General features: G+C 65.1%; 21 protein-coding genes. 12 read left to right on the forward strand and 9 right to left on the reverse strand.

Going from position 1 to position 25921, the window contains the following annotated elements:
• The first annotated feature begins 5 nt into the window (after nt 1-5).
• The 3 genes from FEZ63_RS13805 to purH all read left to right on the forward strand — a co-directional run bounded on the left by FEZ63_RS13805 (nt 6) and on the right by purH (nt 4994).
• Nucleotides 6-1319 (forward strand): RsmB/NOP family class I SAM-dependent RNA methyltransferase, encoded by a 1314-nt coding sequence (locus FEZ63_RS13805; RefSeq protein WP_244622799.1) that lies wholly within the window; start codon nt 6-8, stop codon nt 1317-1319.
• A gap of 219 nt (nt 1320-1538) precedes the next feature.
• Nucleotides 1539-3299, forward strand: coding sequence for a heparinase II/III family protein (locus tag FEZ63_RS13810; RefSeq protein ID WP_150945405.1), 1761 nt, complete (start codon nt 1539-1541; stop codon nt 3297-3299).
• 102 nt (nt 3300-3401) lie between these two features.
• Nucleotides 3402-4994 carry a bifunctional phosphoribosylaminoimidazolecarboxamide formyltransferase/IMP cyclohydrolase gene (purH, locus tag FEZ63_RS13815; RefSeq protein ID WP_150945407.1) on the forward strand — a complete coding sequence of 531 codons (1593 nt, stop codon included), beginning with the start codon at nt 3402-3404 and terminating at the stop codon, nt 4992-4994.
• Between the two features lie 7 nt (nt 4995-5001).
• Here the strand turns inward: purH and FEZ63_RS13820 are convergent, their stop codons facing one another.
• The 3 genes from FEZ63_RS13820 to FEZ63_RS13830 all read right to left on the reverse strand — a co-directional run bounded on the left by FEZ63_RS13820 (nt 5002) and on the right by FEZ63_RS13830 (nt 11842).
• Nucleotides 5002-5433: a hypothetical protein gene (locus tag FEZ63_RS13820; protein WP_150945409.1), complete on the reverse strand. Its 432-nt coding sequence runs from the start codon at nt 5431-5433 to the stop codon at nt 5002-5004.
• 67 nt (nt 5434-5500) lie between these two features.
• On the reverse strand, nt 5501-6895 hold the full coding sequence (locus tag FEZ63_RS13825) for an MFS transporter (RefSeq protein ID WP_150945609.1): 1395 nt from the start codon (nt 6893-6895) through the stop codon (nt 5501-5503).
• Nucleotides 6896-7000: 105 nt separating this feature from the next.
• Nucleotides 7001-11842 (reverse strand): NAD-glutamate dehydrogenase, encoded by a 4842-nt coding sequence (locus FEZ63_RS13830; protein ID WP_150945411.1) that lies wholly within the window; start codon nt 11840-11842, stop codon nt 7001-7003.
• 674 nt (nt 11843-12516) lie between these two features.
• On the opposite strand from FEZ63_RS13830, the gene FEZ63_RS13835 reads away from it, so the two are divergent.
• Entirely contained in the window at nt 12517-12912 is a 396-nt protein-coding gene (locus tag FEZ63_RS13835; protein ID WP_150945413.1) for a DUF2794 domain-containing protein, read from the forward strand.
• A 31-nt stretch (nt 12913-12943) separates the two neighbouring features.
• Here FEZ63_RS13835 and FEZ63_RS13840 read toward each other — a convergent pair whose 3' ends face one another.
• From FEZ63_RS13840 to FEZ63_RS13860, 5 genes are all read right to left on the reverse strand, one after another.
• Nucleotides 12944-13750, reverse strand: a complete 807-nt coding sequence (locus FEZ63_RS13840) for a class I SAM-dependent methyltransferase (RefSeq protein WP_150945415.1) — start codon at nt 13748-13750, stop codon at nt 12944-12946.
• A gap of 66 nt (nt 13751-13816) precedes the next feature.
• Nucleotides 13817-14347, reverse strand: coding sequence for a GNAT family N-acetyltransferase (locus FEZ63_RS13845; protein WP_150945417.1), 531 nt, complete (start codon nt 14345-14347; stop codon nt 13817-13819).
• Nucleotides 14348-14447: 100 nt separating this feature from the next.
• Nucleotides 14448-15230: a Bax inhibitor-1/YccA family protein gene (locus FEZ63_RS13850; RefSeq protein ID WP_150945419.1), complete on the reverse strand. Its 783-nt coding sequence runs from the start codon at nt 15228-15230 to the stop codon at nt 14448-14450.
• A 222-nt stretch (nt 15231-15452) separates the two neighbouring features.
• Nucleotides 15453-18038, reverse strand: coding sequence for an ABC transporter permease (locus FEZ63_RS13855; protein WP_150945421.1), 2586 nt, complete (start codon nt 18036-18038; stop codon nt 15453-15455).
• An 8-nt stretch (nt 18039-18046) separates the two neighbouring features.
• Nucleotides 18047-18739 (reverse strand): ABC transporter ATP-binding protein, encoded by a 693-nt coding sequence (locus tag FEZ63_RS13860; RefSeq protein WP_150945423.1) that lies wholly within the window; start codon nt 18737-18739, stop codon nt 18047-18049.
• Nucleotides 18740-18845: 106 nt separating this feature from the next.
• Between FEZ63_RS13860 and FEZ63_RS13865 the strand changes: the two genes are divergently transcribed.
• The 6 genes from FEZ63_RS13865 to FEZ63_RS13890 all read left to right on the forward strand — a co-directional run bounded on the left by FEZ63_RS13865 (nt 18846) and on the right by FEZ63_RS13890 (nt 23492).
• Nucleotides 18846-19508 (forward strand): arylesterase, encoded by a 663-nt coding sequence (locus FEZ63_RS13865; RefSeq protein ID WP_150945425.1) that lies wholly within the window; start codon nt 18846-18848, stop codon nt 19506-19508.
• Nucleotides 19509-19575: 67 nt separating this feature from the next.
• Entirely contained in the window at nt 19576-20619 is a 1044-nt protein-coding gene (locus FEZ63_RS13870; protein WP_150945427.1) for an aldo/keto reductase, read from the forward strand.
• Nucleotides 20620-20838: 219 nt separating this feature from the next.
• Nucleotides 20839-21375: an RNA 2',3'-cyclic phosphodiesterase gene (thpR, locus tag FEZ63_RS13875; protein ID WP_150945429.1), complete on the forward strand. Its 537-nt coding sequence runs from the start codon at nt 20839-20841 to the stop codon at nt 21373-21375.
• Nucleotides 21376-21413: 38 nt separating this feature from the next.
• The gene (locus FEZ63_RS13880) at nt 21414-22016 is read left to right on the forward strand and encodes a histidine phosphatase family protein (RefSeq protein WP_150945431.1); all 603 of its coding nucleotides are present in this window, start codon (nt 21414-21416) and stop codon (nt 22014-22016) included.
• A gap of 96 nt (nt 22017-22112) precedes the next feature.
• Nucleotides 22113-23117 (forward strand): YeiH family protein, encoded by a 1005-nt coding sequence (locus FEZ63_RS13885; protein WP_150945433.1) that lies wholly within the window; start codon nt 22113-22115, stop codon nt 23115-23117.
• Between the two features lie 69 nt (nt 23118-23186).
• Complete coding sequence (locus tag FEZ63_RS13890; protein ID WP_150945435.1) at nt 23187-23492, forward strand: 4a-hydroxytetrahydrobiopterin dehydratase; 306 nt, start codon at nt 23187-23189, stop codon at nt 23490-23492.
• A 1-nt stretch (nt 23493) separates the two neighbouring features.
• Here FEZ63_RS13890 and FEZ63_RS13895 read toward each other — a convergent pair whose 3' ends face one another.
• Entirely contained in the window at nt 23494-24279 is a 786-nt protein-coding gene (locus FEZ63_RS13895) for an SDR family NAD(P)-dependent oxidoreductase (protein ID WP_150945437.1), read from the reverse strand.
• 131 nt (nt 24280-24410) lie between these two features.
• On the opposite strand from FEZ63_RS13895, the gene FEZ63_RS13900 reads away from it, so the two are divergent.
• Both FEZ63_RS13900 and FEZ63_RS13905 read left to right on the forward strand, forming a co-directional pair.
• Entirely contained in the window at nt 24411-24767 is a 357-nt protein-coding gene (locus tag FEZ63_RS13900) for a YkvA family protein (RefSeq protein WP_150945611.1), read from the forward strand.
• A gap of 407 nt (nt 24768-25174) precedes the next feature.
• Nucleotides 25175-25834: an invasion associated locus B family protein gene (locus FEZ63_RS13905; RefSeq protein WP_150945439.1), complete on the forward strand. Its 660-nt coding sequence runs from the start codon at nt 25175-25177 to the stop codon at nt 25832-25834.
• Nucleotides 25835-25921: the final 87 nt, after the last annotated feature.

Genomic DNA, 25921 nt, shown 5'->3' on the forward strand with positions numbered 1-25921 from the left:
GCGCCGTGGATCAGCCGGATACGCAGGCGGGCCTCGGCCCCCGCCGCCTTGCATGGGACGTCGTCTCCGAGACGCTGAAGCGACGCGTCCCCCTCGACGACGTGATGGACGAGCTGTCGCCGGCGGCGAACCTCTCGCCGCGAGACGAAGCGCTCGCCCGTGCCATCTGCGTCGTCACGTTCCGTCGCCTCGGCACCATCGGCAACGCACTGCGCGAGCGGCTCAACAAGGGGCAGCGCGACGAGCGCCTGCTGCACCTTCTCGCCATCGGCGCAGCGCAGATCCTGTTTCTCGACGTGCCCGATCACGCGGCGGTCGATACCGCCGTGCAGCTCGCGCAAGGCGACTACAAGCTCAAACACGCCGACGGCCTGATCAATGCCGTGCTGCGGCGCGTGGCGCGGGAGCGGGATGCCATTCTGAAAGGGGCCGAACCGTGGCTCGACACTCCCGATTGGCTGGAAGATCGCTGGATTGCCCAATATGGCGAGGATGTCGCCAAGCGGATCGCCGAGGCGCACCGCTCGACTGCTTCCGTCGACCTGTCGGTGAAGAAGGATGCCGCCGGCTGGGCCGAGCGTCTGGGCGGGGTGCTGCTGCCGACCGGCAGCATTCGTCTGGTGGAGCGCGCGCCGATCCGGGAATTGGCCGGCTACGATGAGGGCGCATGGTGGGTTCAGGATGCCGCCGCGGCGTTGCCCGCCCGCCTTCTGAAGCCACAGCCGGGGCAGCGCATCGCCGATCTCTGCGCGGCGCCCGGCGGCAAGACCGCGCAACTCGCAGCGGCGGGCGCCGAGGTTCTTGCCGTCGACCGATCGGCCAAACGACTCGAGCGGCTGACGGAAAATCTCGCCCGTCTCAAGCTGTCGGTCGAAACCCGCGCCATCGCGGCCGAAAAGCTCGATGCAGAGCCCTTCGACGGCATCCTCCTCGATGCCCCCTGCTCGGCCACCGGCACGATCAGGCGGCATCCCGACGTCACCTGGACCAAGGGCGAGGACGACCTGAGGAAGCTCACCGCCCTTCAGAGCCGGCTGCTCGACAAGGCCGCGAGCCTGTTGAAGCCGGGCGGCCGCCTGGTCTATTGCACCTGTTCGCTGGAAGCGGATGAGGGCGAGAAGCAGGCCGATGCCTTTCTCATTCGGCATCCCGGTTTCGTCCGCGAGCCGATCGAGCCTTCGGAGATCGGCGGCTTGAGCGACTGCATCACGCAAAAAGGCGATCTGCGCACCTTGCCGTTCCATCTCGACGGAGCCGACCAACATCGCGGCGGCGTCGACGGATTCTTCGCGGCGCGGTTTGTCCGCAGCGGATCCTGAACCCCAGCGCCCGGAGCATGATGTCGGCCGAAAACCGCTCCACACTTTTCGGCATCATGCTCAAACCATCCGGAGCATGATGTCGGCCGAAAACCGCTCCACACTTTTCGGCATCATGCTCTCGCAAAAACGGCTAACGGTTACCCGATCTTAACCAAACGGCGAGCAGAGCTTCATAAGCTGCGACCGGATGTGGCAGAGCAATAAGGAGCGCACCGCGTGAATTGGGGGCCGGACCGCTGGCGGCTGTATGGTCTCGCGCTGCGCGAGACTGGCCGTGCCATGCGCGAGAGCCTTTCCTGGGGTCTGTCGACGATCCGGATGGGATCGCCGTCGCCGACGCGACTGCTGTTTGCCCCGCAGGATCTTCGCACTGCCGATCCGACCATCGCCACCGACATCTATTCGGGATTCTTCGCCTTCGCCGGCCGCTCGATCACGACCAGCGGTCGCTCGCCCTTCGGTTTTGTGCCGCCGAGCCGGGCCTGGGCCGAGGCGCTCTACGGTTTCGGCTGGCTCCGACACCTGCGCGCGGCCGGCACCGCTCTCGCGCAGGCCAATGCGCGCTCGCTCGTGGACGAGTTCGTCAGTTCGCGTCTCGGCGACCGACGCACGGCGCACGAGACCCAGGTCGTGGCGCGTCGGCTGATCTCGTTCATCAGCCAGTCGCCTCTGATCCTCGAGGGTGCCGACCACGCTTTCTACCAGCGCTTCCTGCGCATCGTCGGAAATCTGGTGCGGGATCTCGAGCGCCATTTGCGCGCCGGAGCATTGCCGCAACAGCAGTTGATGGCGGCGATTGCGCTTTCCTATGCTGGCCTCTGCTGCGAAGGGCTGGAAAAAACCCTGCGGCGCTCCTCGCGCCTTCTGGCGCGTGAACTCGACCGACAGATCCTGGCCGATGGCGGTCATGCCAGCCGCAATCCGCGGGTTCTCGTGGACTTGCTGTTCGATCTGCTGCCGCTGCGTCAGATGTTTGCCAGCCGCGAGGTCGACACGCCGGAGGCGCTTCTCCACGCCATCGACCGCATGCTGCCGATGGTGCGCCTGTTCCGGCACGGGGACGGCACCCTCTCGCATTTCAACGGCATGGGCGTGACCGCCGCCGACCATCTGGCGACGCTCCTGACCTATGACGACATGCGCAGCCAACCGATCCACCATGCGCCGCATTCCGGCTATGAGCGCATGGAGGCCGGACGCACCCTTCTGGTGGCGGATGTCGGCGCCGCGCCGCCAACCCCGCTATCGACGGAAGCGGGCGGCGGTTGCCTGTCGTTCGAATTCTCCAGCGGCACACAACGTGTCGTGGTCAATTGCGGCACGCCGCGCATTGCCAACGATGCCATCCTGCAGGCGTCGCGCTCGACGGTGGCGCATTCGACCGCCTCGATCAACGACGTGTCGTCGAGCCACATGGTGGCGCTGAAGGGGCATGGACCCGACAGGCTCGCCGCCCGCTGGCTGCTCGACCGGATCGGCCCCATCGTCGTCAGCGGTCCGCAGCGCGTGACGGCGGAGCGGGCCGAACGCGACCATGTGCAGACCCTCAACGCGACCCATGACGGCTATGCCCGGCGTTTTGGCCTCACCCACGAGCGCCGCTGGCAGCTTTCGCCCGATGGCGATCGTCTGGAGGGCGAGGATCTCTTCTGGGGCGAAGGCTCCGCCAATCCCACCCATGAGGCGATCATCCGGTTTCATCTCGCGCCGGGGATCAAGGCGAGCCGGGCGCAGGGCGGACGGGTGGTGATGCTGGTTTTGCCCAACCGCGAAGCCTGGCAGTTCACGGCAAGCCCGGGCGACGCTTTCGTCGAGGACAGCATCTTTCTCGCGACACCGGACGGCATGCGGCGCACCGAGCAGATCGTGCTCGCGCTGCGACCCCACGAGACGCCCTCCGTGCGGTGGCGCTTCGAGCGCCTGGCCCGCAGTTTCAACCCGAGCCCGCGCACGGAGCCGGAGCCGGAACTGCTCTGACTCTCCGCCCTCCGCGAGGACGGGAGACGCGCCTGAGGTTTCCATGCGGCCCCCGGCGTGCTATCGCGCGCGCTTCAATTCCCGCCCAATGGAGCCGCCGCCATGCCGAGCGATCTCAAGCGCGTCACACGCGCTCTTTTGTCCGTGTCCGACAAGACCGGCCTCGTCGATTTTGCGCGAGCGCTTGTGGCGCGTGGGATCGAGCTGGTTTCGACCGGCGGCACGCAGAAGGCTTTGGCGGAGGCCGGCCTGCCGGTTCGAGACGTGAGCGATCTCACGGGTTTTCCCGAAATGATGGACGGTCGGGTGAAGACGCTGCATCCGGCGGTGCATGGGGGTCTGCTCGGCATTCGTGCCAATCCGGAACATCAGGCGGCAATGCTGGCGCACGGCATCCCGCAGATCGACCTGCTGGTGGTCAATCTCTATCCGTTCGAGGCGACGGTGGCGGCGAACCGTCCGCATGACGATTGCATCGAGAATATCGATATCGGCGGACCGGCAATGATCCGCGCGGCGGCGAAGAATCACGGCGACGTGGCGGTGGTGGTCGACGGCGCCGATTACGCCGCGGTGCTCGATGAGCTCGCAGCCCATGAGGGTGCGGTCACACGCACCCTTCGCCGCCGTCTGGCCCAGAAGGCTTATGCGCGCACCGCTGCCTACGACGCGGCGATCTCCAATTGGCTCGCAGCCGAACTCGGCGAGCCGACGCCGCCGTTCCGGGCGCTTGGCGGCGCCATCGCCGAGGTACTTCGCTACGGGGAAAACCCGCATCAGACGGCCGCCTTCTATCGCACGCCCGAGCAGCGCCCCGGGGTCGCCACCGCCCGGCAGGTGCAGGGCAAGCAGCTCTCCTACAACAACATCAACGACACCGACGCGGCGTATGAGGCCGTGGCCGAATTCGATGCCGCTCGCTCGGCCGCCATCGTCATCGTGAAGCACGCCAACCCTTGCGGCGTTGCCGAGGGCGCGACGTTGCGGGAAGCCTACGAGAAGGCCCTGCGCTGCGATCCCGTCTCGGCCTTCGGCGGGATCGTGGCCATGAACCGCACCCTCGATGCGGACGCCGCAAAGGCCATCGTCGATATCTTCACCGAAGTCATCATCGCCCCCGATGCGACCGAGGATGCCATCGCCATCGTGGCGGCGAAAAAGAACCTCCGCCTGCTGCTCGCGGGCCGCCTGCCCGATCCGCGTCAGGGCGGATTGACCCTGCGGACCGTTGCGGGCGGATTCCTCGCCCAGAACCGCGACAACGCCGTGGTCGATGCAATGGACCTGAAGGTGGTGACCAAACGCGCGCCGACCGAGCGTGAACTTGCCGACCTGCGCTTCGCGTTTCGCGTCGCCAAGCACGTCAAGTCGAATGCCATCGTCTATGTGAAGGACGGCGCAACGGTCGGCATCGGAGCCGGGCAGATGAGCCGCGTCGATTCCTCGCGCATCGCCGCATGGAAGGCCGCCGAGGCCGCGAAGGCCGCAGGTCTGCCCGAAACGCTCGCCCGCGGTTCGGTGGTTGCGTCCGACGCCTTCTTCCCCTTCGCCGACGGCCTGCTGGCGGCAGCCGAGGCGGGCGCAACCGCCATCATCCAACCCGGCGGCTCCATGCGCGACGATGAGGTGATCAAGGCCGCCGACGAGGCCGGGCTCGCGATGGTGTTCACCGGACATCGCCACTTCCGGCATTGAACGAGGATTATGGTGACCAAGCCTTCGACCAGGTAGGCGGGTCAGTGTTCACAAACTTCGATCTCACGGATGCCAGCATCTCCGCATCGTTCGAATGAACCTCAAACCACGTACTATCCAGAGCAATCACGACAACGAAAGGTGCTGTTGCGCTTTCGCTTTCGTATCCCTTGAATTCCCCCCATATCGTCTGCTGGATGCCCGCCGCGATTTCTGCGAGGCGTTGGCCGCGCACCCGTCGACCTGACCCAGCCAATTCTTCAAGAAGGGGTTCGCACTCTCCTGTCACGAAGAGAGCCTCGCCATGGGCCTCGACCCCGCTCACTGTCCAGAATGCCTCAAGCGCGGCCTTGCCCATGGCCGCCAGCACGTCCTTTAGGTCAAACGAGAGGCAATTCCCCCGCGTGTCTTGAAGCCAGATTTTGTCCATTGCGAACATTGTACCTCAATATTTGAGATGCGCACCGGCATTTTGGCTTCAGACAAGTGGGGGAGGTTGTTTGTCGTCAAACCCGCTTCACGCCGCTCAAAAGCCATCCGCCAGCGCAGAAGAACAGGATCAGCACGGCGGGGCCGGCCGCTTGCGTCTGGAACAGGCTCGTCGCCACCGCCACCGTCAATGGTGCAAGGAACGACGTGACCTTGCCCGACAGTGCGAGAAGACCGAAATATCGCCCCGCCTCCGCGGCCGGTACGAGGCGCGCGAGCAGGCTGCGCGATGAGGCCTGAAGCGGGCCGGCGACGGCGCCGATGAAGAGCCCGAGCCCGAGAAAGAGCTTTTCGGGCACGCTGCCATAAAGCCCCTCGCCCGGCGGGGCTGTCGGCACGACGAAGAAAATGTGATCGGCGCCGAGCGACAGGATGCCGAAACTGACGACCGCAAGGACCGTGATGGCACCGATGATCACGGGTTTCGCCCCGAACCGGTCGTCGAGCCGGCCGCCCACGAGGGCACCGATGGTGCCGGTGACCGTCAGCATGATGCCGAAGATCCCAAGCTCGGTGGCGCGCCAGCCGAAGACGCCCGCCCCATAGATGCCGCCGAAGGCGAACAGCGCCACGAGGGCATCCTGATACACCATGTTGGCGAGGAGGAACCGGCCGACGCTGTGGTGGCGGCGGGCATCCGCGATGGTGCTCTTGACCTGGGCGAGCCCCCTTTTCACCGCATCGCGCAAGCTCAGCGCCGAGCGCGCCACGTCGGGGGTGAAAATGAAGAGCGGCAGGATGAAAAGCAGGAACCAGATCGCCGAGAACGGCCCGGTGGCGCGGTCGCCCTCCCGCCGCGAAGGGTCGAGCCCGAGAAGCGGCTCGAAGCCCGCGAGGGTCAGCCCGGTCCTGGGATCGGCGGCGAGGAATCCGAGCACGATGACCAGCGAGATCAATCCGCCGAAATAGCCGATGGCCCAGCCCGTGCCCGACAGGCGGCCATAGCGGCTTGGCGGGACGAGGCGGGGGATCATCGCGTTGTTGAACACGGCCGCGACCTCGACGGCGACGGTGCCGACCGCAAAGCCCAGGAGGGCGATGGGAATCGCATAGGGCTGGCCGGGAGCGGCGAACCACAGGGCGAAGGAGGCGATGAAGAGCACCAGCCCGCACGACGCGATCCACGGCTTCTTCGGCCCGGTCGCATCGGCGACGGACCCGAGGATCGGCGACAGGAACGCCAGCACGAGGCCGGCGGCGGCGGTCGCGAACCCCCACAGGCTTTGACCGGTGACCGCATCGGGCGCGAGGGAAGCGGCGAAATAGGGCGCGAACACGAAGGTCGTCACCAGGGTAAAAAACGGCTGGCAGGCCCAGTCGAAGAGCAACCAGCCCAAGATGGCAGGTTTCGACGCCATGGCGGTGTCGCTCCGATTACCGCCAGGGGCTTTGACGCTTGTGGCGGCCGACATCGATGGCAGCGCGTCTTGCTTGTTCACCCGCTCTCCTTCAGCCTCGTCGGCCGGGCTTTCTCGCCGCATGTCTAACCAAACCGTGCCTACTTCGCCGGATCACGCTTACCCGCGCGCGAGATCCCCGAGCAGGCTCGCCGCCACGGTGACTTTCGACAGGTTGAGGCCAGACAGGACGATGTTATCGACGGCGCTTCTGATTCGCGTCACATCGGCGCCGCGTTTTTCGCCCCAGGCTCCCACGCCGACGACACCCGACGCGCCGGTAGCGGCGACCTCGGCGGTGAGATTGCGGTGGGCCGTCGCGATGCTGTCGATGGCGCGATCCAGAGCGAGACGATCGAAATAATCGCTCACGCCAATCTCGCGCGCAGTGTTGATCAGCGAGCCGAGCCGGAATGCCGCCTCGATGGCGAAATGGGTCCGCGCGATGTCTTCCACGGGCTTGCCCGTTCTCTGGGCAGTGAGCACGATATCGGGAGCCGCCACCAGATCGGGGATCGCCGCCATCCGGCGAGCCAGATCGGCGGGCGTGCCTTGCTCCACGAGGGCGTTCGTGCGCGCGTGCCATTGGGCCAGCGCATCTTCGGACAGCGTCTTCGGCAAGCCGCGCTCCACCTCAGAGATTCCGGCCGCATAGGCGCCGATGATCTCCGCAAGCGATTGCTTGGTGAAATCGACGTTGCGGATGAACCAGACGATCCGGTTCATCAGGAGTTCCTGAAGATCGGCGTAGAGTCCGAGCTGCACCGCGCCCGGCACGATCCCGTCAAGGGCGTCGATGGCGATGTTGAGTTCGGTGAGGCCGAACGCGTCGCGCGTTGCCGCATAGGCTGCTGCGATCGTCGGGGCGTCGGCGCCCGTCTGATCGACGAGACGCGCCACCATGGTGGGCCCGCCGCGATTGATGATCGCATTGGCGAGCTGCGTGGCGATGATCTCGCGGCGCAGGCGATGGTTCGCAATCGCGTCGGGAAAGCGGTCGCGCATCGCCTCCGGGAAATAGCGCTCCAGCTCCTTGCCCAGATAGGGATCGTCCGGCACCGGGCTGTCGAGAAGCTCGTCATGCAGGGAGAGCTTCGCGTAAGCGAGCAGCACCGCCAGTTCGGGCCGTGTCAGCGCTTCGCCGCGGCGCGCGCGCTCCGCCAGCGCGATGTCGTCCGGCAGATATTCCACATTGCGGTCAAGCCGCCCCTGGGCTTCGAGCATGTGCATCAGCCGCCGCGCGAAACCGAGATCGCCGACGCCACGCCGCTCCGACAGCGACAGGGCGAGCGTCTGCAGATAGTTGTTGCGCAGGACGAGCCTCGCCACGTCGTCGGTCATCTCGACCAGAAGCGCGTTGCGGTCCGCGTCGGTCAGGCGACCATCCTGCTCGGGCACCGCAAGCCCGACCTTGATGTTGACCTCCACGTCCGAGGTGTTGACCCCGGCCGAGTTGTCGATCGCGTCGGTATTGAGGCGAATGCCCGCGCGCGCCGCCTCGATGCGGCCCCGTTGCGTCATGCCGAGATTGGCGCCCTCGCCGATCACCTTCGCGCGGACCTCGCCGCCCGTAATGCGGATCGGATCATTGGCGCGGTCGCCGACCTGTTCGTCGCTTTCCGTCGCTGCGCGAATATACGTGCCGATGCCGCCGAACCACAGCAGCCCCACGGGAGCCTTCAGAATTGCGCTCATGACTTCGGCGGGCGTCGCCTCGGTCTTGTCGATGCCAAGCAGGGCGCGGACTTCCTCGGAGAGCGGGATGGATTTGGCGCTGCGCGAAAAGATGCCGCCGCCCTTCGAGATCAACGCCTTGTCATAATCCTGCCAGCTCGACCGCGTCAGGCCGAACAGGCGCTCGCGCTCGATGAATGAGGTTTCGGGATCGGGATCGGGATCGAGGAAGATGTCGCGGTGGTCGAACGCCGCCACCACCTTGAGCTTGCGCGACAACAGCATGCCGTTGCCGAACACGTCGCCCGACATGTCGCCGACGCCCGCCACGGTCACCGGCTCGGACTGGATGTCGATGTCGATCTCGCGGAAGTGGCGCTTGACCGCTTCCCAGGCGCCGCGCGCCGTGATGCCCATCTTCTTGTGGTCATAGCCCTGGCTGCCGCCCGACGCGAAGGCGTCGCCGAGCCAATGGCCCTTTTGCTTCGACAATTCGTTGGCGGTGTCGGAGAACGTCGCCGTGCCCTTGTCGGCCGCGACCACGAGATACGGGTCGTCGCCATCATGCCGCACCGTGTCCACCGGCGGCACCACATGGTCGCCGACGATGTTGTCGGTGAGTTGCAGCAGGGTGCGGATGAAGATGCGGTAACTCTCGGTCCCTTCCGCAAGCCAGGCCTGCCGGTCGCCCGGTGGCGGCAAATGCTTCGGCACGAAGCCGCCCTTCGCGCCGACCGGCACGATCACGGCGTTCTTCACCTGCTGCGCCTTGACCAGGCCCAGCACCTCGGTGCGGAAATCCTGCGGTCGGTCGGACCAGCGCAAGCCGCCGCGCGCCACCTTGCCGAAGCGCATGTGGACGCCTTCGACCCGCGGCGAATAGAGGAAGATCTCGTAGAGCGGCTTCGGCAACGGCAAGCCATCGACCTTGGCGCATTCGAACTTGAATGCGATGGTCTGGCGCGGCAGGCCATTTTCCTCGAGCTGGAAGTAGTTGGTGCGGATCGCGGCTTCGACCAGATTGATGAAGCGGCGCAGGATGCGATCGTCGTCGAGGCTGGTTACGTTGCGTAACAACTCCTCGATTTCCGCCCGGACGGTTGCTTCGGCCTTCTCGCGCGAAATTCCGTTCTCGGTGCGTGGATCGAAACGGGCATAAAACAACTCGACAAGCTTGATGGCGATGGCGCTGTGCCGCGCCAGTGTCTCGGCAAGATAATCCTGCGCGTAGGGAATGCGCGTCTGGCGCAGGTAGCGGCCAAGGGCCCGCACCATCGCGACATCGCGCCATCCAAGGCCTGCTTCGAGCACCAGGCGGTTGAAGGCGTCCGATTCCGCAAGGCCGCGGAAGAGCGCCAGCAACGCGGCCTCGATCAGGTCCTGGATCGCCACGATATCGATGGCGCCGCCCGAGGCGCGTTCCAAAGTCATGTCGTGCAGCCAGACCCGGTCCATGCCCGATACGCCGGTCGATGCGACGCGATAGGTCCGCTCATTGACGACACGGAAGCCGAGATTTTCGAGCAGCGGCACGCGCTCCGACAGCGGCAGGGATGAGCCGCGCGAAAACACCTTCAGATGAACGCGCTTCTCGTCGTCGCCTTCGCGGCGAAACAGATCGACCGCCCGTGGCCGCGCTTCGGAGAGCTGTTCGAGAATGCCCACATCGACGATGGCCTCCTCGGTGCTGAAGGCTTCGCGATAGGCCGCGCTGAAGGCGTTCGCGTAGCGGGTCGCAAGCGCGCGCGCACGCGGTCCGCCGACGGTGAGATCGAGCGCCTCGCGCAATGCGTCCGCCCAGGTGCGGACAATCGTGCTGATACCTTTTTCCAGCGTCTCGCGCGGGACCTGTGGCGTCTCGCCCTCGTCGCGGCCGATGATGTAATGGGTTCGCGCCAGGGGCCCTTCCGGATAGGCCGGATAGGCGGCGGAAAGCCGGCCCTCGAAAATACCGGCAAGAAACTCGCCGATGCGCCGACGGGCATCCGTATCGTAGCGTTCCTTCGGCACGTAAACGAGCACCGACACGAAGCGGTCGAATTCGTCGGCGCGCACCAGCGCCCTGACGCGCGGACGCTCCGAGAGGTTCATGATCTCGAGCGCGAAATCGTAGAGCGTGTTCTCGTCGATCTGAAAGAGTTCGTCGCGCGGATAGCTCTCGAGGACGTTGCGCAGCGCCCGCCCGGCATGGCTCGACGGGTCGAATCCTGCGCGGGCAATGATCTTCTCGACCTTGTGCCGCAGATAAGGAACTTCCCCGGTAGTGTTGGTGTAAGCGCTCGCGGTGAACAGGCCGACGATGCGCAATTCGCCTTCGAGCCGCCCCTGTCCGTCGAAAAGCTTGACCCCGACATAATCCAGATGCGCGCGGCGATGAACGCGGGATTTGACGTTCGCCTTGGTGATGATGAGCGCTTTCGGCAGCTCAAGAAATGCGCGGATTTCCGGCGTCATCGCAACGAGTTCACGGCCGCGCCGCAAAACGCGCACGGAGGGATCGCGCAGCAGGCCGAGACCCGAGCCTTCGACGGGATCCGCGGCCGTATCGCCGGCCGGCAATCGATATTCGCGCAAGCCGAGGAACGTGAAATTGTCGCGCGACATCCATTCGAGGAAGGCCACCGCCTCGCCGACCTCGTCGGGTGGCAACGGCGGCGGGTGAAGCCGGTAGTTCTCGACGACGGCCGCGACCTGCGCCTGCATCGCCGGGAAATCCTGCACCGCGAGCGACACATCTTCGTGAACGCGTCTCATGGCCTCCACGATCCGCTCGCGCGCCTCGGGATCGTCGATGCGGGGCAAATGGATGTGGATAAAGCTCTCGCGCCTGACGCCCGCCTCGGGAGGCCGCGCGGTCTTCAGGGCTTCGCCGAAGAAGCGCACCAGATGGCCTGCCTCATCGCGTTCGACCGCCAGGATCGGGTGGGCAACCAGCAGCGGCTCATAGCCCTCATCGACGATCTCGGCGAGCGTCGAATCGAGCAGGAACGGCATGTTGTCGTTGACGACCTCAAGGATGGTCACTTCCCGGCTGCGTCCGTCGCGTTCGACTTCGAGATCGAGCAGGCGGATATCCGCGTGCTTTGATCGCGGTGAACGCAGATGCGCATAGGCTGCAGCGGCGAGATCGGCCAGCGCCAATGACGAATAAGGCGCGAGATCCTCGGCAGGTACGCGCCCGAACAGCACCGGCACGAAGGTGGGTGGAACCATTTTATGCCTGGTTTCCAGCATCGCTACGGCTTGCGCTGTCAATTCGCTGCCGCTGGTTGGCGTTTCCAGCTTCATGCGCCTAAACCCTCAATCGACGATCCTTGGGGAGCGTTGGCACAGGTCCGTGACCCGCGCAACTCTCGCCCCACGGAAACAGCCAAGAAGAGCGAAAATAGGATGCTTATCCTGAAAGCGCAGCCTTTTCGGCTGCCGCGACGTTCCGTCGTCAGAGGCTGAGCGGAACGCTTGTGGCAACGAGGTGTCCGCCTCGTCCTGAGGAGCCGCGAAAGCGGCGTCTCGAAGGATCCTCCAGTGCGCCCTGGAGACGCCTCACCCTTCGAGACAGCGCTCCGCGCTTCCTAGGCTGAGGCTGTGGGGGCATTATCCGATCCGCGTGACGGTTCCAGAAAAATTCTGCCAGCCTGACGGGATCAGAAAGCCCCTCGCAAAAGAAAAGCCGCCCTGAAGGCGGCTCGCGACGATGGGGAAAAGGATTGCCCCGACTTGGAAAATTGGCCCGGCCCACCATACGTCCGGGGGGCTGGGGGGCTGACTTATCCGAAAGGACAATGGACCGGGCCGTCGAGGCAACACTCTGTTTTTCGCGCCGCACTGGGGCCGCCGCACGGCGCGATTGCGGCAAGATTGCGGTTTGGTTGACGAAGCCGTGAGTAACCGCAAGAGGGCGGGTTGCGCCGGTCGCTCCGCGGTCCCATCATCAGGGAAGCACGATGTTCGCGGGAGGGAACATGAGCGAAGGTGACACCGCGGAGCCGCGACGCGGCAGCCCGTTTCAGGGGTCAGGCCAGGTTCTGGCCCCTGTTCTGTCCTTCCCGGTCGCGCAGAAGCAGGTCGCGTTCGACCGCGCCGAGTTGCAGACGATCCTCAGCGTATATGGCCGCAAGGTCGTGGAGGGCGAGTGGCGGGATTACGCCATCGATTTCCTAGTCGACAAGGCCGTTTTCTCGATCTACCGGCGGAGCTCCGAAGTGCCGCTCTACCGGGTCGAGAAGGACCCCCGGTTGGCGCGCAAGCAGGGTGCCTATTCGGTGGTGGTGGCGAGCGGGCTCATCCTCAAGCGCGGCAACGACTTGAGTGCCGTTCTACGCGTCATCGACAAGCCGCTCCGGGTCGTGTCGAACTAGGGCGCGGGATGGTGCCGCCACATGGGCAACATCAGACAATCACGCCCTTGATCGCCCATGCCCTCGTCTTCAGTGGAATCGAGCCATCGTTGGCGCGTGGAAGAGAGGCGCGCAGAATCTCCTTCAGGCGCTGCCGGGCCTCTGGGGCAAGGCTCATGCAATAGCCCGGTGCCGGCCCCGCGCCGAGGGTGAACGGGTGCCAATAATCGTCGAAATCCTTGAACACCGTCGGCACCTCGATCGCGGTGTGCTCGACCGACGCCAGACCGGCGCTCCGTGCCAGATCGGTTAATCGATCCGGGGTACAAAACGGAAAGCGTTGGCCCTCCGTGAGATCCACAGCACCGGGATCGAGGGAAGTGGCGGCATTCCAGAAGGCGCGCATGAACTCCACACCACCGCCGGGATAGTCCCACACATAGAACGCGACGGTGCCTCCGACGCGAGCGACCCGTTTCATTTCGGCGAGCGCCTTGTCCCTGTCGGGCACGAAATTCAGCATGAGCGCAGACACGACAGCGTCCCGGCTGCCCGTCTCCAGCGCTAGCGCCTGTGCGTCGCCGACCTGAAACGCCGCGCGCCCGTCCGGGAGGTTGGCGCGAGCCTTCGCGAGAAATCCTTCCGACGGGTCTATGGCGATCAGGGATTTCGGCCGGCAACGCGCCAGGATGGCGGCGGATAGCGCGCCGGTGCCGCATCCGACCTCAAGCCAATTCAGGCCATCGGCCAGGTCGAGCCAGTCGAGAAAGGGCGGCGCAATCTGCCGGCTCCATCGTCCCATATAGAGATCGTAACTATCGCCGGCCTGCCAGGCATCGTGGCGCGACGTCCCGGTCATCGCGTGATCCTCCGGTCATCTCTGCGCGTCGTAACGCGCCCACCATAGCGGATCTCGACAATCAGATCACGCTCGCGTCGGCGGCGTCGCCATGCCGGGGCCAAGCCGCCGCTGCATGAGCACGCTCGCGAGCCATCGGCCATGCTTGTAGCCGATGCCCGGCAAGGTGCCGACCATCTCGAATCCGAGGCTGCGATGGAGGCCGATCGAACCGTGCGATTCCGCATCGCCGATGACCGCGACCATCAGCCGGAAATCGCGCGCTTCAGCCTCGTCGATCAACCGCCGGAGGAGCAGGCGGCCGACGCCGGAGCCCTGCGCGTCCGGCGCCACGTAAATCGAATCCTCGACAGTCGAGCGGTAGGCGGGGCGCGGACGATAGGCGCCCGCATAGGCATAGCCCTGCACGGCGCCATCCCGTTCCGCCACCAGATAGGGAAAGTCCGCCTCGACGAGCGCCGCCCGCCGCCGGGCCATTTCGGCCTCGGTCGGAGGCACGAGTTCGAAGGAGGCGGTGCCATGCACGACCGCATCGGCGTAGATGGCAGTGATGGCGGGAATGTCCGCCTCTATCGACGGTCGCAGGAGGATGCTCATGGGGCGTTTCGTAAAGCGGCGCGAGCGGCGCCGCAAGCAACGAAAAAAGCCCCGGCTGCAGAGAGCCGGGGCTTGCTGAAAGGCAATCGATCCGCGGTCGTTACTGGTTGCGGTTTCCGAACAGCGCGAGCAGGAACTGGAACATGTTGATGAAGTCCAGATACAGCGTCAGCGCGCCGAAGACCGAGACCTTGGCGGCCGCCTCGGTGTCGTAGTTGCCGTAGAGGTACATCTCCTTCAGCTTCTGCGTGTCGTAGGCGGTGAGGCCCGCGAAGATCAGAACGCCGATCACCGAGATGCCGAACTGCAGCATGCTCGACGCCACGAAGATGTTGACGATCGACGCGATGATCAGGCCGACCACGCCCATGATGAGGAACGACCCCATCCCGGACAGGCTGCGGCTCGTGGTGTAGCCCCACAGCGACAGCGCACCGAAGGACGCCGCCGTGATGAAGAAGACCTGTACGACGCTTGCGCCCGTGTAGCGGATGAGAAGCGTCGAGAGCGACGCGCCCATGACCGCCGCGAAGGCGAAGAACGTCATGCGAGCCGTCGCGGCCGACATCTTGTCCATGCGGAACGAGAACATGAAGATGAAGGCGAGCGGCGCCAAAGCCACGACCCACATCAGGGGCGTGGTGTAAAGCGTCCGGCCGAACGAGGTCAGATAGACGCTGCCCAATTGGGCGGCGGCTTGCGACGGATCGCTCGTGACAGCCAGCATGTTGACGCCCAGGGCGATCACGGCCGAAATGGCCAGGCCCAGGACCATGTTGTTGTAGACGCCGAGCATGAAGGCGCGAAGCCCCTGATCGACTTGCGCGGCCGACCGGGCAAAGCCGGTGCCGGCGGCGTATTGATTCTGCTCATACGGTTGCATCGGAGCCCTTTCTCACGGTGTCCCGTTGTGTTCCCTCGAAAAGGTCGAGATCTCGACCTTCGGTTGCCATCCTGATGGCCACGCCCGGAATATGAGATGTCGCGCACCGTTGCGCAAGGGGCAAGGTCAAGCTTCAAGCCCCGCAAGCAAGAACAGTGAAGTTTAAAATCGAGAGGGTAAATGCCGCGGGAGGGAGATGTTCTCTCCACCACGTGTCCCTCCTCAAAGACTTCTCAAGTATTGGGCCGGTTTTTGACTCAGGATCCGCCATGTTCCGGCAAGCCCTAGACCAACCGTCACGAAAACGGCGAGAGCCGATGCAAGCAACGCCCCCGATAGATCGAGCGCGAAGGTCAGATTCATCACCTGGGTGATGATGAGATACGCCGCGAGTGTGCCGGCGAGGAGCCCGAACACCGCACTGGCGGCGCCAAGAATTCCATATTCGAGCGCATAGGCCGAGAGCAGCCGCGTGCGGGTGGCGCCGAGGGTCTTCAACACCACCGCATCATAAAGCCGCGCCCTGTGACCGGCCGCCAACGCACCGGCAAGAACCAGCAGGCTTGCAACGAGGGCGATCGAACTCGCGCCGCGGATCGCCATGACGAGTTGCGACACGATGTCGTTGACGGCCTCCAGCGCGTCCTTCACCCGCACACTCGTTACCATCGGGAAGGTCTGCGCCGCCTGACGGAGAATCTGCGCGTCGGTCTTCGCGTCCGAGCCGTTTTGAAACGTCACGGTGGCGAGATGGGTGTGCGGCGCGCCCGCGAAGGCGTTGGGCGAGAACACCATGACGAAATTGATGCCGAGCGAGCGCCATTCCACCTGCCGCAGATTGGCGATGGTGGCCGTGATGTTGCGGCCCAGAACGTTCACGGTGATGTCGTCGCCGAGGGAGAGGCCCAGGCCCTCGGCTACTTTCGATTCGAAGGAGACCAGCGGTTTGCCGCGATAATCCGCCGGCCACCACTCGCCCGCGACGAGGCTCGAGCCTTCGGGGATCTTCGCCGCGTAGGTAATGCCGCGATCGCCATCGAGCACCCACGAGACCTCTTCGCTGGCGTTGACCTGGCTGACGGGAATGCCCCCCAGGGTGACGAGTCGTCCGCGCATCATCGGCACCCGTTCCACCTGCGCGCCGGGCGCTTCCTGCGTCAGGAACTTCTCGAAATCGTCGGCGCGCGCATTGGGAATGTCGAGGAAGAAGAAGCTCGGCGCGCGCTCCGGCAACGTCTGCCGGAGCTGGCGAGACAGATTGGTGTCGATCACCGCCAGCGTCACCAGCAGGGTGATGCCGAGGCCGAGCGACAGCACCAGCGAGGGCGTGAGCGCGCCCGGACGGTGGATGTTGGCGAGCGCCAGGCGCGGACCGGTCGAGCGCGGCCGCGGCAGGCGTCGGGCAAGCGCCATGATCCCGAGAGCGACGAGCCGCAGAAGTGCAAAAGACGCGACCGCCGCACCGACGAACATCAGCGCAATCCGGCGGTCATAGGCGGCGAAGACCGCAAGCCCGACGAGGGCCGTGACAGTGAGGGCCAGCGCGACAAGGTAGCGCTTGCGCGGCCAAGCCCGCCCGGGTTCGATCTGGTCGCGAAAAAGACCCGAGACCGGAATATCATGGGCGCGACCCAGCGGCCCGAGCGCGAAGACGAGTGCCGTCAGGAGGCCATACAGAAGCGCGATCCCGAGTTGACCCCAGGCGAGCGTCGGTTCGATGGGTATCGGCAGCAGGTGGCCGAAGAGGGCCGTGACGATGAATGGAAGCGCGCCGCCGACGACAAGCCCGATGACGATCCCGATGGCCGCCATCGCCATGACCTGCGTCAGGTAGAGCGCCACCACCTGCCCACCCGGGGCGCCGAGGCTTTTCAGGGTGGCGATGGAAGCGCGCTTGCGGTCGACGAACCCGCGCACCGCATTGGCGACGCCGACCCCGCCGACGAGAAGGGCGGTCAGGCCGACGAGGGTGAGGAACTGGGTAAATCGCTCGATATTCTTGGCGAAGCGCGGATCGGCGTTCATGCGGGTGCGGATGCTCCAGCCGGCTTCGGGCAGCACCCGGCCGGCCTCCGCCTCGATCCGCGTCAAGCCGTCTTCCGTTGCGAGGGCGGGCGGCAGGATCAGGCGGTAGGTCCAGCGCACCAGGCTGCCGGGCTGCACGAGACCGGTTGCCGCGAGCGCATCCTGCGAAACGAGAAGGCGCGGCCCAAGGCCGATGCCGCTCGCAATCTTGTCGGGTTCCGACCGGAGACTGGCGCGAAATTCGATGGTGGCGTCCCCGACGGTGACCCGGTCGCCCACCTTCATGTCGAGACGGGCAAGCAGCACCGGGTCGGCCGCCGCGCCAAAGGCGCCATTGCGTTCCGCCAGAAGATCGACTGGTGCCAGTTGCGGATCGGTCTCCAGCACGCCGACGGCCGGATAGGAGCCATCGACGGCTTTCAGTTCGACCAGCGCCGAACCCTTGTCGCCCGCAATCGCCATGGCGCGCAGGCCCGCCACGGTCCCGACCTGCCCGGCGCGGGCCAGAAAGGCGCGCTCGGCCGGGTTGGCTTCCCGTTGCAGCAGCGAAAACGCCATGTCGCCGCCGAGGATCCGCCGGCCTTCATGCCCGATGCCCTCGGTGAGCGAGCGCGACAGCGACGAGACGCCCGCAATGGCGGCGACCCCGAGCGCAATGCAGGCGAGGAAAATGCCAAAGCCCTGCAAGCCGCTGCGCAACTCGCGGAAGGCAAGCCGCAGGATCAAGGGCGAGGCGGGCAAGCGCCTGGGGCGCGGGTGGGGTCGGGAAAGCGTGCCGTGCATGATCGCCTCTAAGCCGAGACCGAGGTCGGATCGGCCTCGATGCGGCCGGAGCGCAGCCGCACCGTCCGGTCGCAGAGGCGGGCGAGATTGAGATCGTGGGTGACGAGGACGAGGGTCGCGCCGCGATCGCGCTTGAGCGCGAACAGCAGGTCGATGATCGATTGCCCGGTCGCCTCGTCGAGATTGCCCGTCGGCTCATCGGCCACCAGAATGGCCGGGTTGGGCACGATGGCGCGGGCGATCGCGACCCGCTGCTGTTCGCCGCCCGAGAGTTGCGCTGGATAATGGTGCAGCCGGTGCCCCAATCCCACCGCCTGCAATTCCGCCTCGGCGCGTTCGAATGCCTCCCCATTCCCGGCGAGCTCGAGCGGCAGCGCGACATTTTCGAGCGCCGTCATGGTGGGCACGAGATGGAAGGACTGGAACACGATGCCGATGCGGCGGCCGCGAAAGCGCGCCAGCGCGTCCTCATCGAGGGCGGCGAGATCGGTCCCTTCGACGATGATCCGGCCGCTATCCGGGCGCTCCAGTCCGGCCATGGTCATGAGAAGCGTCGATTTGCCCGAGCCCGACGGCCCGACGAGGCCAACCGCATCACCCGGCGCGATATCGAGGGTCAGGCCCTTCAGGATGTGCACCCGGGCCGCACCGCGTCCGAGGCTCAAATCGACATCGTGCAGCGAAATGGCCTTGTCCTGCATGCCCGGTCACCCGATCTGTTGGAAGTTCGATTAGAATTGAAAGTTCGACAAAAGAAGTCCGGCAAAATTCCGCCGGCCCAGTCCGAAGCATATGGGAAGCCATTTGATGAAGCGCCAATCAGGCCCATTCATGACGATCATTTTTGCGTGTGCGGCCATTCTCGCCTCCGCGCTGCCAGGCACCGGATCGGCCTTCGCGCAAGGCAAACCGCTCACGATCGTGGTGCTGGGCGACAGCCTGAGCGCGGGTTACGGCCTGCCGGCCGAAGCCGCATTTCCGGCGGTGCTGGAAAAGTCGCTCAAGGCCCGGGGCCATCATGTGCAGATCGTCAATGCGGGCGTCTCCGGCGACACTGCCTCGGCCGGCCTCGACCGGCTCGACTGGTCGGTGCCCGAGGGCACGGACGGCGTCATCGTGGAACTTGGCGCCAACGATATGCTGCGCGGGCTCGATCCCGCGGTGCCGCGCCGGGCCATCGAGACCATCGTCGAGCGGCTGAAGGCGCGCGGCATTCCGGTGATGCTCGCAGGCATGCTTGCGTCGCCCAATCTCGGGGCGGATTACGGCCGGCAATTCGACGGGCTCTATCGGGACATTGCGAAGAAGCACGACGTTGTGCTCTATCGGTTTTTCCTGGACGGGGTCGCGGGCGAGACCAACCTCAATCTGCCCGACGGCCTTCATCCGACGGCCGCGGGAGTTGGGGTGATCGTGTCGCGTATCCTGCCCACGGTCGAGACCTTTCTCGCAAGCCTTCCCAAACGCTGATATCCGTCAGCACCTTCACCTTGACTGAAACGCGGAAGAACCAAGCCTTTCGCGAGGAGCCTTATCGATGGAATATCGCCGTCTCGGCCGCACCGATCTGAATGTCAGCCTCATCTGCCTCGGCACCATGACCTGGGGCCAGCAGAACACCGAGGCCGAGGGCCACGCCCAGTTGGATTACGCCCTCGATCAAGGCATCAACTTCATCGACACGGCCGAGATGTATTCGATTCCGCCGCGGCGGGAGACGCAAGGCTCGACCGAGCGCATCATCGGTTCGTGGTTCAAGGCGCGGGGCAACCGCGACAAGGTCATCCTGGCATCGAAAGTCGTCGGCCGCTCGGCCAATGACTGGTTCCGGGACGACGGCTCGACCACCGAATTGTCTCGCGCGCAAATCGAGGAAGCGATCGACAAGAGCCTCAAGCGGCTCCAGACCGACTATCTCGATCTCTACCAGATCCACTTTCCCGACCGGCCCATGCCGTGGGGCTCGAATCCCACCATCTTTCGCGTCGAAGAGGGACCTTCCCACCCGATCGAAGAAACGCTTCACATCATGGGCGACCTCGTGAAGGCCGGTAAAATCAGGCATTTCGGCCTCTCCAACGAGAGCGCGTGGGGAACCATGACGTTCCTGAAGCACGGCGAGGCTCGTCGCCTGCCGCGCGTGCAATCGGTGCAGAACGCCTACAACCTCCTCAACCGCACCTACGAGGTCGCGCTTGCGGAAATCAGCACGCGGGAGCAGGTCAGCCTGTTGGCATATTCGCCTCTGGCGCAGGGCTACCTGACGGGCAAATACCTCGACGGCGCCCGGCCGGCAGGAGCGCGCACGACGCTGTTCGAGCGCGGCCAGCGCTACGAGAATCCCGTCGCCGAGCAGGCCGTTCGCAAATATCTCGCGCTCGCCCGCGAATTCGATCTCGACCCGGCCCAGATGGCGATCGCCTTCGTTAACTCGCGACCCTTCGTGACCGCCAACATCATCGGCGCCACATCGATGGATCAGCTGAAAGCGGATATCGCCGCCCTCGGGGTGAAGATCTCGCCCGAGCTCGAGGCACGCATCAACACGATCCACGTCGAGCATTGCAATCCGTGCCCTTAGAGCCTGATCCGGCGAAGTGGACACCGGTTCGCCGAAAGATCATGCGGCAAACAAAAGGATAGAGCCGGATCAGTTTCGAAGAAACTGAATCCGACTCTAGGGCCGGCAATGCCGGGCCAGCACCAACCCGGCTGTTGATCGTCGCAATCGCCACTTGTGGGGCCGGAGCCTTCGACCCCATGATCGCCCGAACGATCACGCGATGTCCGGGAGGTCCCCATGCCACGCCTGTTCACCGGCATCGAGATTCCGGCAGAAATCGGCCAGGCGCTGGCCGCCTATCGCGGCGGTCTGCCGGGTGCGCGCTGGATCGATCCTGAATTCTATCACATCACCCTGCGCTTCATCGGCGACATCGACGAGCGGACCGCCCGCGAGGTCTATGCAATCCTCGGTGAAGCGCGCCAGCGCGAGCCGCTGAAGGTGACGATCGAGGGGCTCGACACCTTCGGGGGCGGGAAGCCGCGCGCCATCTTTGCCCGGGTGACGCCCACCCCCGAGATCGTGGATCTGCAAGCCGAGCAGGAGCGCCTGATGCGGCGGATCGGGCTTCCGCTGGAGGCCCGCAAATTCACCCCGCACGTGACGCTGGCCCGGCTGCGGGTCGCCTCCCCGCTGGACGTGGCCGATTATTTCGTCGCGCGCGGGCACTTTCCGAAACTCACCTTCACGGCGCCGCGAGTCGCATTGTTCTCGGCCAAGGATTCGGTCGGCGGCGGCCCCTATATCGTCGAGGCCGCCTACCCATTGGGGTGATCTCGACGAAACGGCCAGGCTCCGTTACGACATTGCCCATGTCACTCCCCATGTCATCACTGATCTTCGTCACTCATCCGGAAGTCGTCATCGACCCGCGCCAGCCCATTCCGGAATGGCCGCTTTCCGCGGTCGGGCGAGCGCGCATGAGCCGGTTTGCCGCGCTATTGGCAGGCCGTGACATCGCCGCCGTCTATGCAAGCGGCGAGCGCAAGGCCATGGACGGGGCGGAGATCGTGGCCGATGCCCTCGGCTTGCCCTGGTGCACCGAGGAGGAGCTTGGGGAGAACGACCGCTCCTCCACCGGCTACATCGCACCGCCGGAATTCTGGCAGGTGGTCGACGAGTTCTTCGCGAACCCGACGCGGAGCATCCGCGGCTGGGAGCGCGCCATCGATGCGCAAACCCGCATCGTGAATGCCGTCCGGGAGATCGCCGGGAAGCACCCGGGGAGCGGCGATATCGTTATCGTCTCGCACGGCGGCGTCGGATGCCTGCTGACCGCTCATCTCCAGGGGGTGACGATCGGCCAGGAGACGCGACCCTCCCATCCCGGCGGCGGCTGTATTCTGGTGATGGACCGCGATCCGATTGCCCTCCGGCACGATTGGCGGACGATCGAGGACGGTCTTTCCCCATAAACGCTTGCATCGACGGACGGCCGGTGGGAAGAGCCTTGGGCGGCGGGAAGAGCGCCCCATACGTGCTCGCGCCACGGTCGGCTTCAAGGCACGGATATGAACAGAACGCGTATCGCGCAGCTTGCGCCCGGAATCGCCCTGTGCGCGGTCCTGTCGGCCCTCGCCGTGGGTCTGCAGATGCTCGAAGAGCACTGGACCGGAAAGCCCTATCTCGAAGCTCTGGTGATCGCGATTCTCCTCGGGACCGTCTTGCGGACCGCCTGGACTCCCGGTGAGCACTTCGCACATGGCATCGGTTTCTCGGCCAGAACGCTGCTCGAGGTCGCCGTGATGCTGCTCGGCGCGTCCATCAGCTTTCAGGCGGTGATGCAGGCCGGCCCCGCCTTGCTGGTGGGGATCGCCGCCGTCGTCGCCGTTGCCATCTGCGCTAGCTATGGCCTTTGCCGCTTCGTCGGGTTGCCGAAACGCATGGCGGTTCTGGTCGCGTGCGGAAACTCGATCTGCGGCAATTCCGCCATCGCCGCCGTGGCGCCGGTGATCGGCGCAAAGCCCGAGGATATCGCCTCGTCGATTGCCTTCACGGCGATTCTCGGCGTGATCGTCGTCCTGGGGCTGCCGCTGCTCGTGCCGATGCTCGGATTGTCGGAGATCCAATATGGCGTGCTCGCGGGTTTGACCGTTTATGCGGTGCCGCAGGTGCTCGCCGCCACATTGCCGGTCGGCCTCGTCAGCACGCAAATCGGCACGCTGGTGAAACTCGTCCGCGTGCTGATGCTGGGGCCGGTCGTGCTCGGCCTCTCGCTCGCCGTCGGCCGCTCGTCGCGCGGATTGTCGCTCAGTCGCCTCGTGCCATGGTTCATCGTCGGGTTTCTGCTGCTGGCAGCCCTTAGGTCCGCCGGGCTGATCCCGGACATGATTCTCGGCGCGATTCTGCCGATCGCCACCGCACTGACGATCATCTCCATGGCGGCGCTCGGCCTCGGGGTCGACTTGAAGGTGCTAGCCCGGGTGGGCGGGCGCGTCACGCTCGCCGTCACCCTGTCGCTCATCGTCCTGATCGCCATCAGCCTCGGGTTGATTCGCCTGCTCGGGCTTGCCTGAGCTGCACTTGAAATCGCGCCTCGCGGCGACATGACCCTTTCGGGCAACGCACCAACCGAGGGTTTTTCAATGCCAAGGCTAACCGACGAGGAACGCGCCGAGATGCTGCCGGCGTTGGAGGGCTGGGCGCTTGTCGAAGGCCGCGACGCGATTCACAAGACCTTCGTGTTCGGGGATTTCAACGAGGCGTTCGGCTGGATGACGCGCGTCGCCATCGCGGCGGAGAAGCGCAATCATCACCCCGAATGGTCCAACACCTACCGGAGGGTCGAGGTGACGCTCACGACCCATGCGGCCAAGGGGCTGACGCGAAATGACGTCGAACTGGCGCAGGACATGGACCGTTTCGCCGCCGGAATGTCTCAGCGCCGCTGACCTATTTTGGCTGCATGCGAAGCGCACCGTCGAGACGGATGGCTTCCCCGTTGAGCATGTCGTTCTCGATGATGCTGCGCACCAGCGTCGCGTATTCCTCCGGCCGCCCCAGCCGTGAGGGGAATGGCACGTTGGCTTCCAGCGACTTGCGGTAATCCTCCGCGATATTGTCGAAAAGCGGCGTGTGGAACAGGCCGGGCATGATCGCCATCACGCGGATGCCGAAGCTCGAAAGATCGCGTGCCACCGGCAAGGTCAGCGCCAGCACGCCGCCCTTGGAGGCCGAATATCCGGCCTGCCCGATCTGACCGTCCTGCGCCGCCACCGACGAGGTGTTGATGATGATCCCGCGCCCGCCATCGGCCGTCACCGGCTCCAGCCCCGCGATCGCGGCCGCACATTTGGCGATCATGCCGTAGGTGCCGATGAGGTTGATCTCGATCGTGCGGCGGAAGCTCGCAAGGTCGTGGGCCAGCAACTCGCCGGTTTCTCGTTTCTTTGTAACAGTGCGCTTCCCCGGCGCGATGCCGGCGCAGTTTACGAGAATGCGCTCGACGCCATTGGCCGCGCGCGCCTGTTCGATGGCCCGATCGACCGAGGCCTCGTCCGTCACGTCCGCGAGGCAGAAGATTCCACCGATTTCGCGGGCCATGGCCTCGCCGGTCTGCGCATTCATGTCGAAGATCGCCACCTTGACGCCCTCGACGGCCAGCATGCGGGCTGTCGCCGCACCAAGCCCGGAAGCACCGCCGGTCACGATGGCTGCCATAGATTTGTCGAGCTTCATGGGTCTTCTCCTGCAACAGATGATTCTGTGCGGCACCGCCGCAAGGCGCACATATGCCCGGCGCCGGCGGAATGTCGAAGGAGTTTTGGGTTTTGGACGACACATTCACCAAGCCGTTCACGAAGGCCGAGATGGACGCCATGCGCGGCGCGACCCGCGACGACGCGGCGGTGCGGCGGGATTTCTGGACCAAGCTGAAGCGCCTCGGCGGCCGGATTCCCTTCGCCGAGGATCTTGTTGCGGCCTATTACTGCGCCATGGATCCGACCACGCCCAACCGGGTACGGCTGATTCTCATGGGCGCCATCGCGTATTTCATCCTGCCGGCGGACGCGGTTGCGGATTTCCTTCCGCTGCTCGGTTTTGCCGACGATGCGGCGGTTCTCGCCGCCGCCGTCACGCAGGTTGCAGGTTCCATCACGCCCGCCCATCGCGCCCGAGCGCGAGCCACATTGGACATCAAAACTTCCGCTGCGGAGCCGCTGTAAACGCGGCGCCATCCCACTCCACCGACCGCCAGCTGACGCAAGGCTGGCCGACCTTCCATTCGTTTCTAAACGTCGCTATTCAGCGTCACGACTCCCTCAAGCCTGTATTGGCGCACCCCTCTAGGATTATCATCCAAAAATTTTTCTCTTTAGTCTTATTGCGTTTTCGTATTGTACGATATAATGTTTCTTCGTTGCTTCCCGTTCCTTTTCAGCACCTGACGATTTCCTCCCAAACTAAGGGGCCGTTTATCGACGGCCCCTTTTTCTTTTTGCCCCTTCCCCGGGGACCGGGAATGCCGCCGGCGAACCATCTAGAAAACGGCCCCGCATCGTCATTTCGCCGCAGGTCACCACGGCGTCCCTGGTGAAGAGTTCTTAACCATCCGGTGTATAGGCTGCGTCTCATGAATCTCGCATCTCTTCAGCGCGGCCTTGCCGCCGGCGTTCTCTGCGCCCTCACCGCCCTGGGCGCGGCCCCTGAGGCCCGCGCCCAGACTCAGCGTTCAACCTCCTCGAAGCCTGCCAAGCCCACGGCGAAACCGGCCGCGGCCAAGCCCGTCGCCGGCAAACCGGCCGCAAAGCCGGCGGCGGCCAACCTGCAGACGGCGGCAGCCACCGGACCTGGTGGCGCCTCCCTGCTGGCCTCGATGGGCGAGTGGGGCGTCTACACGGCCCAGTCCGGCCGGTCGAAGATCTGCTATGCGCTGACGCAACCGAAGGATCGGCTGCCGAAGAACCTCAACCGCGATCCCGCCTACCTGTTCGTGTCGTTCCGTCCGGCCGAGAACGTCAAGAACGAAGTCGCGCTTGTCCTTGGCTTCACCGCGAAGGACAACGGCCCGGCCAGCGCCTCCATCGGCGCGACGTCGTTTGCGCTCATCACCAAGGACGCCAACGCCTGGCTCAAGAACCCCGCCGAGGAAGGCCAGGCGATCACCGCCATGGCCAAGGCTCAGACCGTCTCCGTGAAGACGCAGTCGGCACGCGGCAACAACCTGACCGACCAATATTCCCTCAGCGGTTTCTCGGCGGCCCTCGAACGCGCCCGCAAGGAATGCTCCTGAGCCTTGTCGAACGAGACCGGGCTTTCACGTTTCGGACGCAATCGTGATATAGAGCGCGCTCGCTCCCATAACGAAGGCATGATCTCC

This window comes from Microvirga brassicacearum, from assembly GCF_008757455.1.
GTDB lineage: Bacteria > Pseudomonadota > Alphaproteobacteria > Rhizobiales > Beijerinckiaceae > Microvirga > Microvirga brassicacearum.

Bases quoted from the DNA above. Each gene is read 5' to 3' on its own strand.
- FEZ63_RS13865 (WP_150945425.1), top strand. From the start codon at position 18,846: ATGAAGCGCCAATCAGGCCCATTCATGACGATCATTTTTGCGTGTGCG.
- FEZ63_RS13830 (WP_150945411.1), bottom strand. From the start codon at position 11,842: ATGAAGCTGGAAACGCCAACCAGCGGCAGCGAATTGACAGCGCAAGCC.
- FEZ63_RS13860 (WP_150945423.1), bottom strand. From the start codon at position 18,739: ATGCAGGACAAGGCCATTTCGCTGCACGATGTCGATTTGAGCCTCGGA.
- FEZ63_RS13850 (WP_150945419.1), bottom strand. From the start codon at position 15,230: ATGCAACCGTATGAGCAGAATCAATACGCCGCCGGCACCGGCTTTGCC.
- FEZ63_RS13825 (WP_150945609.1), bottom strand. From the start codon at position 6,895: ATGTCGGCCGCCACAAGCGTCAAAGCCCCTGGCGGTAATCGGAGCGAC.
- FEZ63_RS13845 (WP_150945417.1), bottom strand. From the start codon at position 14,347: ATGAGCATCCTCCTGCGACCGTCGATAGAGGCGGACATTCCCGCCATC.
- FEZ63_RS13880 (WP_150945431.1), top strand. From the start codon at position 21,414: ATGTCACTCCCCATGTCATCACTGATCTTCGTCACTCATCCGGAAGTC.
- FEZ63_RS13900 (WP_150945611.1), top strand. From the start codon at position 24,411: ATGGACGCCATGCGCGGCGCGACCCGCGACGACGCGGCGGTGCGGCGG.
- FEZ63_RS13905 (WP_150945439.1), top strand. From the start codon at position 25,175: ATGAATCTCGCATCTCTTCAGCGCGGCCTTGCCGCCGGCGTTCTCTGC.
- FEZ63_RS13855 (WP_150945421.1), bottom strand. From the start codon at position 18,038: ATGCACGGCACGCTTTCCCGACCCCACCCGCGCCCCAGGCGCTTGCCC.
- FEZ63_RS13890 (WP_150945435.1), top strand. From the start codon at position 23,187: ATGCCAAGGCTAACCGACGAGGAACGCGCCGAGATGCTGCCGGCGTTG.
- FEZ63_RS13870 (WP_150945427.1), top strand. From the start codon at position 19,576: ATGGAATATCGCCGTCTCGGCCGCACCGATCTGAATGTCAGCCTCATC.
- FEZ63_RS13895 (WP_150945437.1), bottom strand. From the start codon at position 24,279: ATGAAGCTCGACAAATCTATGGCAGCCATCGTGACCGGCGGTGCTTCC.
- thpR (WP_150945429.1), top strand. From the start codon at position 20,839: ATGCCACGCCTGTTCACCGGCATCGAGATTCCGGCAGAAATCGGCCAG.
- purH (WP_150945407.1), top strand. From the start codon at position 3,402: ATGCCGAGCGATCTCAAGCGCGTCACACGCGCTCTTTTGTCCGTGTCC.
- FEZ63_RS13835 (WP_150945413.1), top strand. From the start codon at position 12,517: ATGAGCGAAGGTGACACCGCGGAGCCGCGACGCGGCAGCCCGTTTCAG.
- FEZ63_RS13885 (WP_150945433.1), top strand. From the start codon at position 22,113: ATGAACAGAACGCGTATCGCGCAGCTTGCGCCCGGAATCGCCCTGTGC.
- FEZ63_RS13840 (WP_150945415.1), bottom strand. From the start codon at position 13,750: ATGACCGGGACGTCGCGCCACGATGCCTGGCAGGCCGGCGATAGTTAC.
- FEZ63_RS13820 (WP_150945409.1), bottom strand. From the start codon at position 5,433: ATGTTCGCAATGGACAAAATCTGGCTTCAAGACACGCGGGGGAATTGC.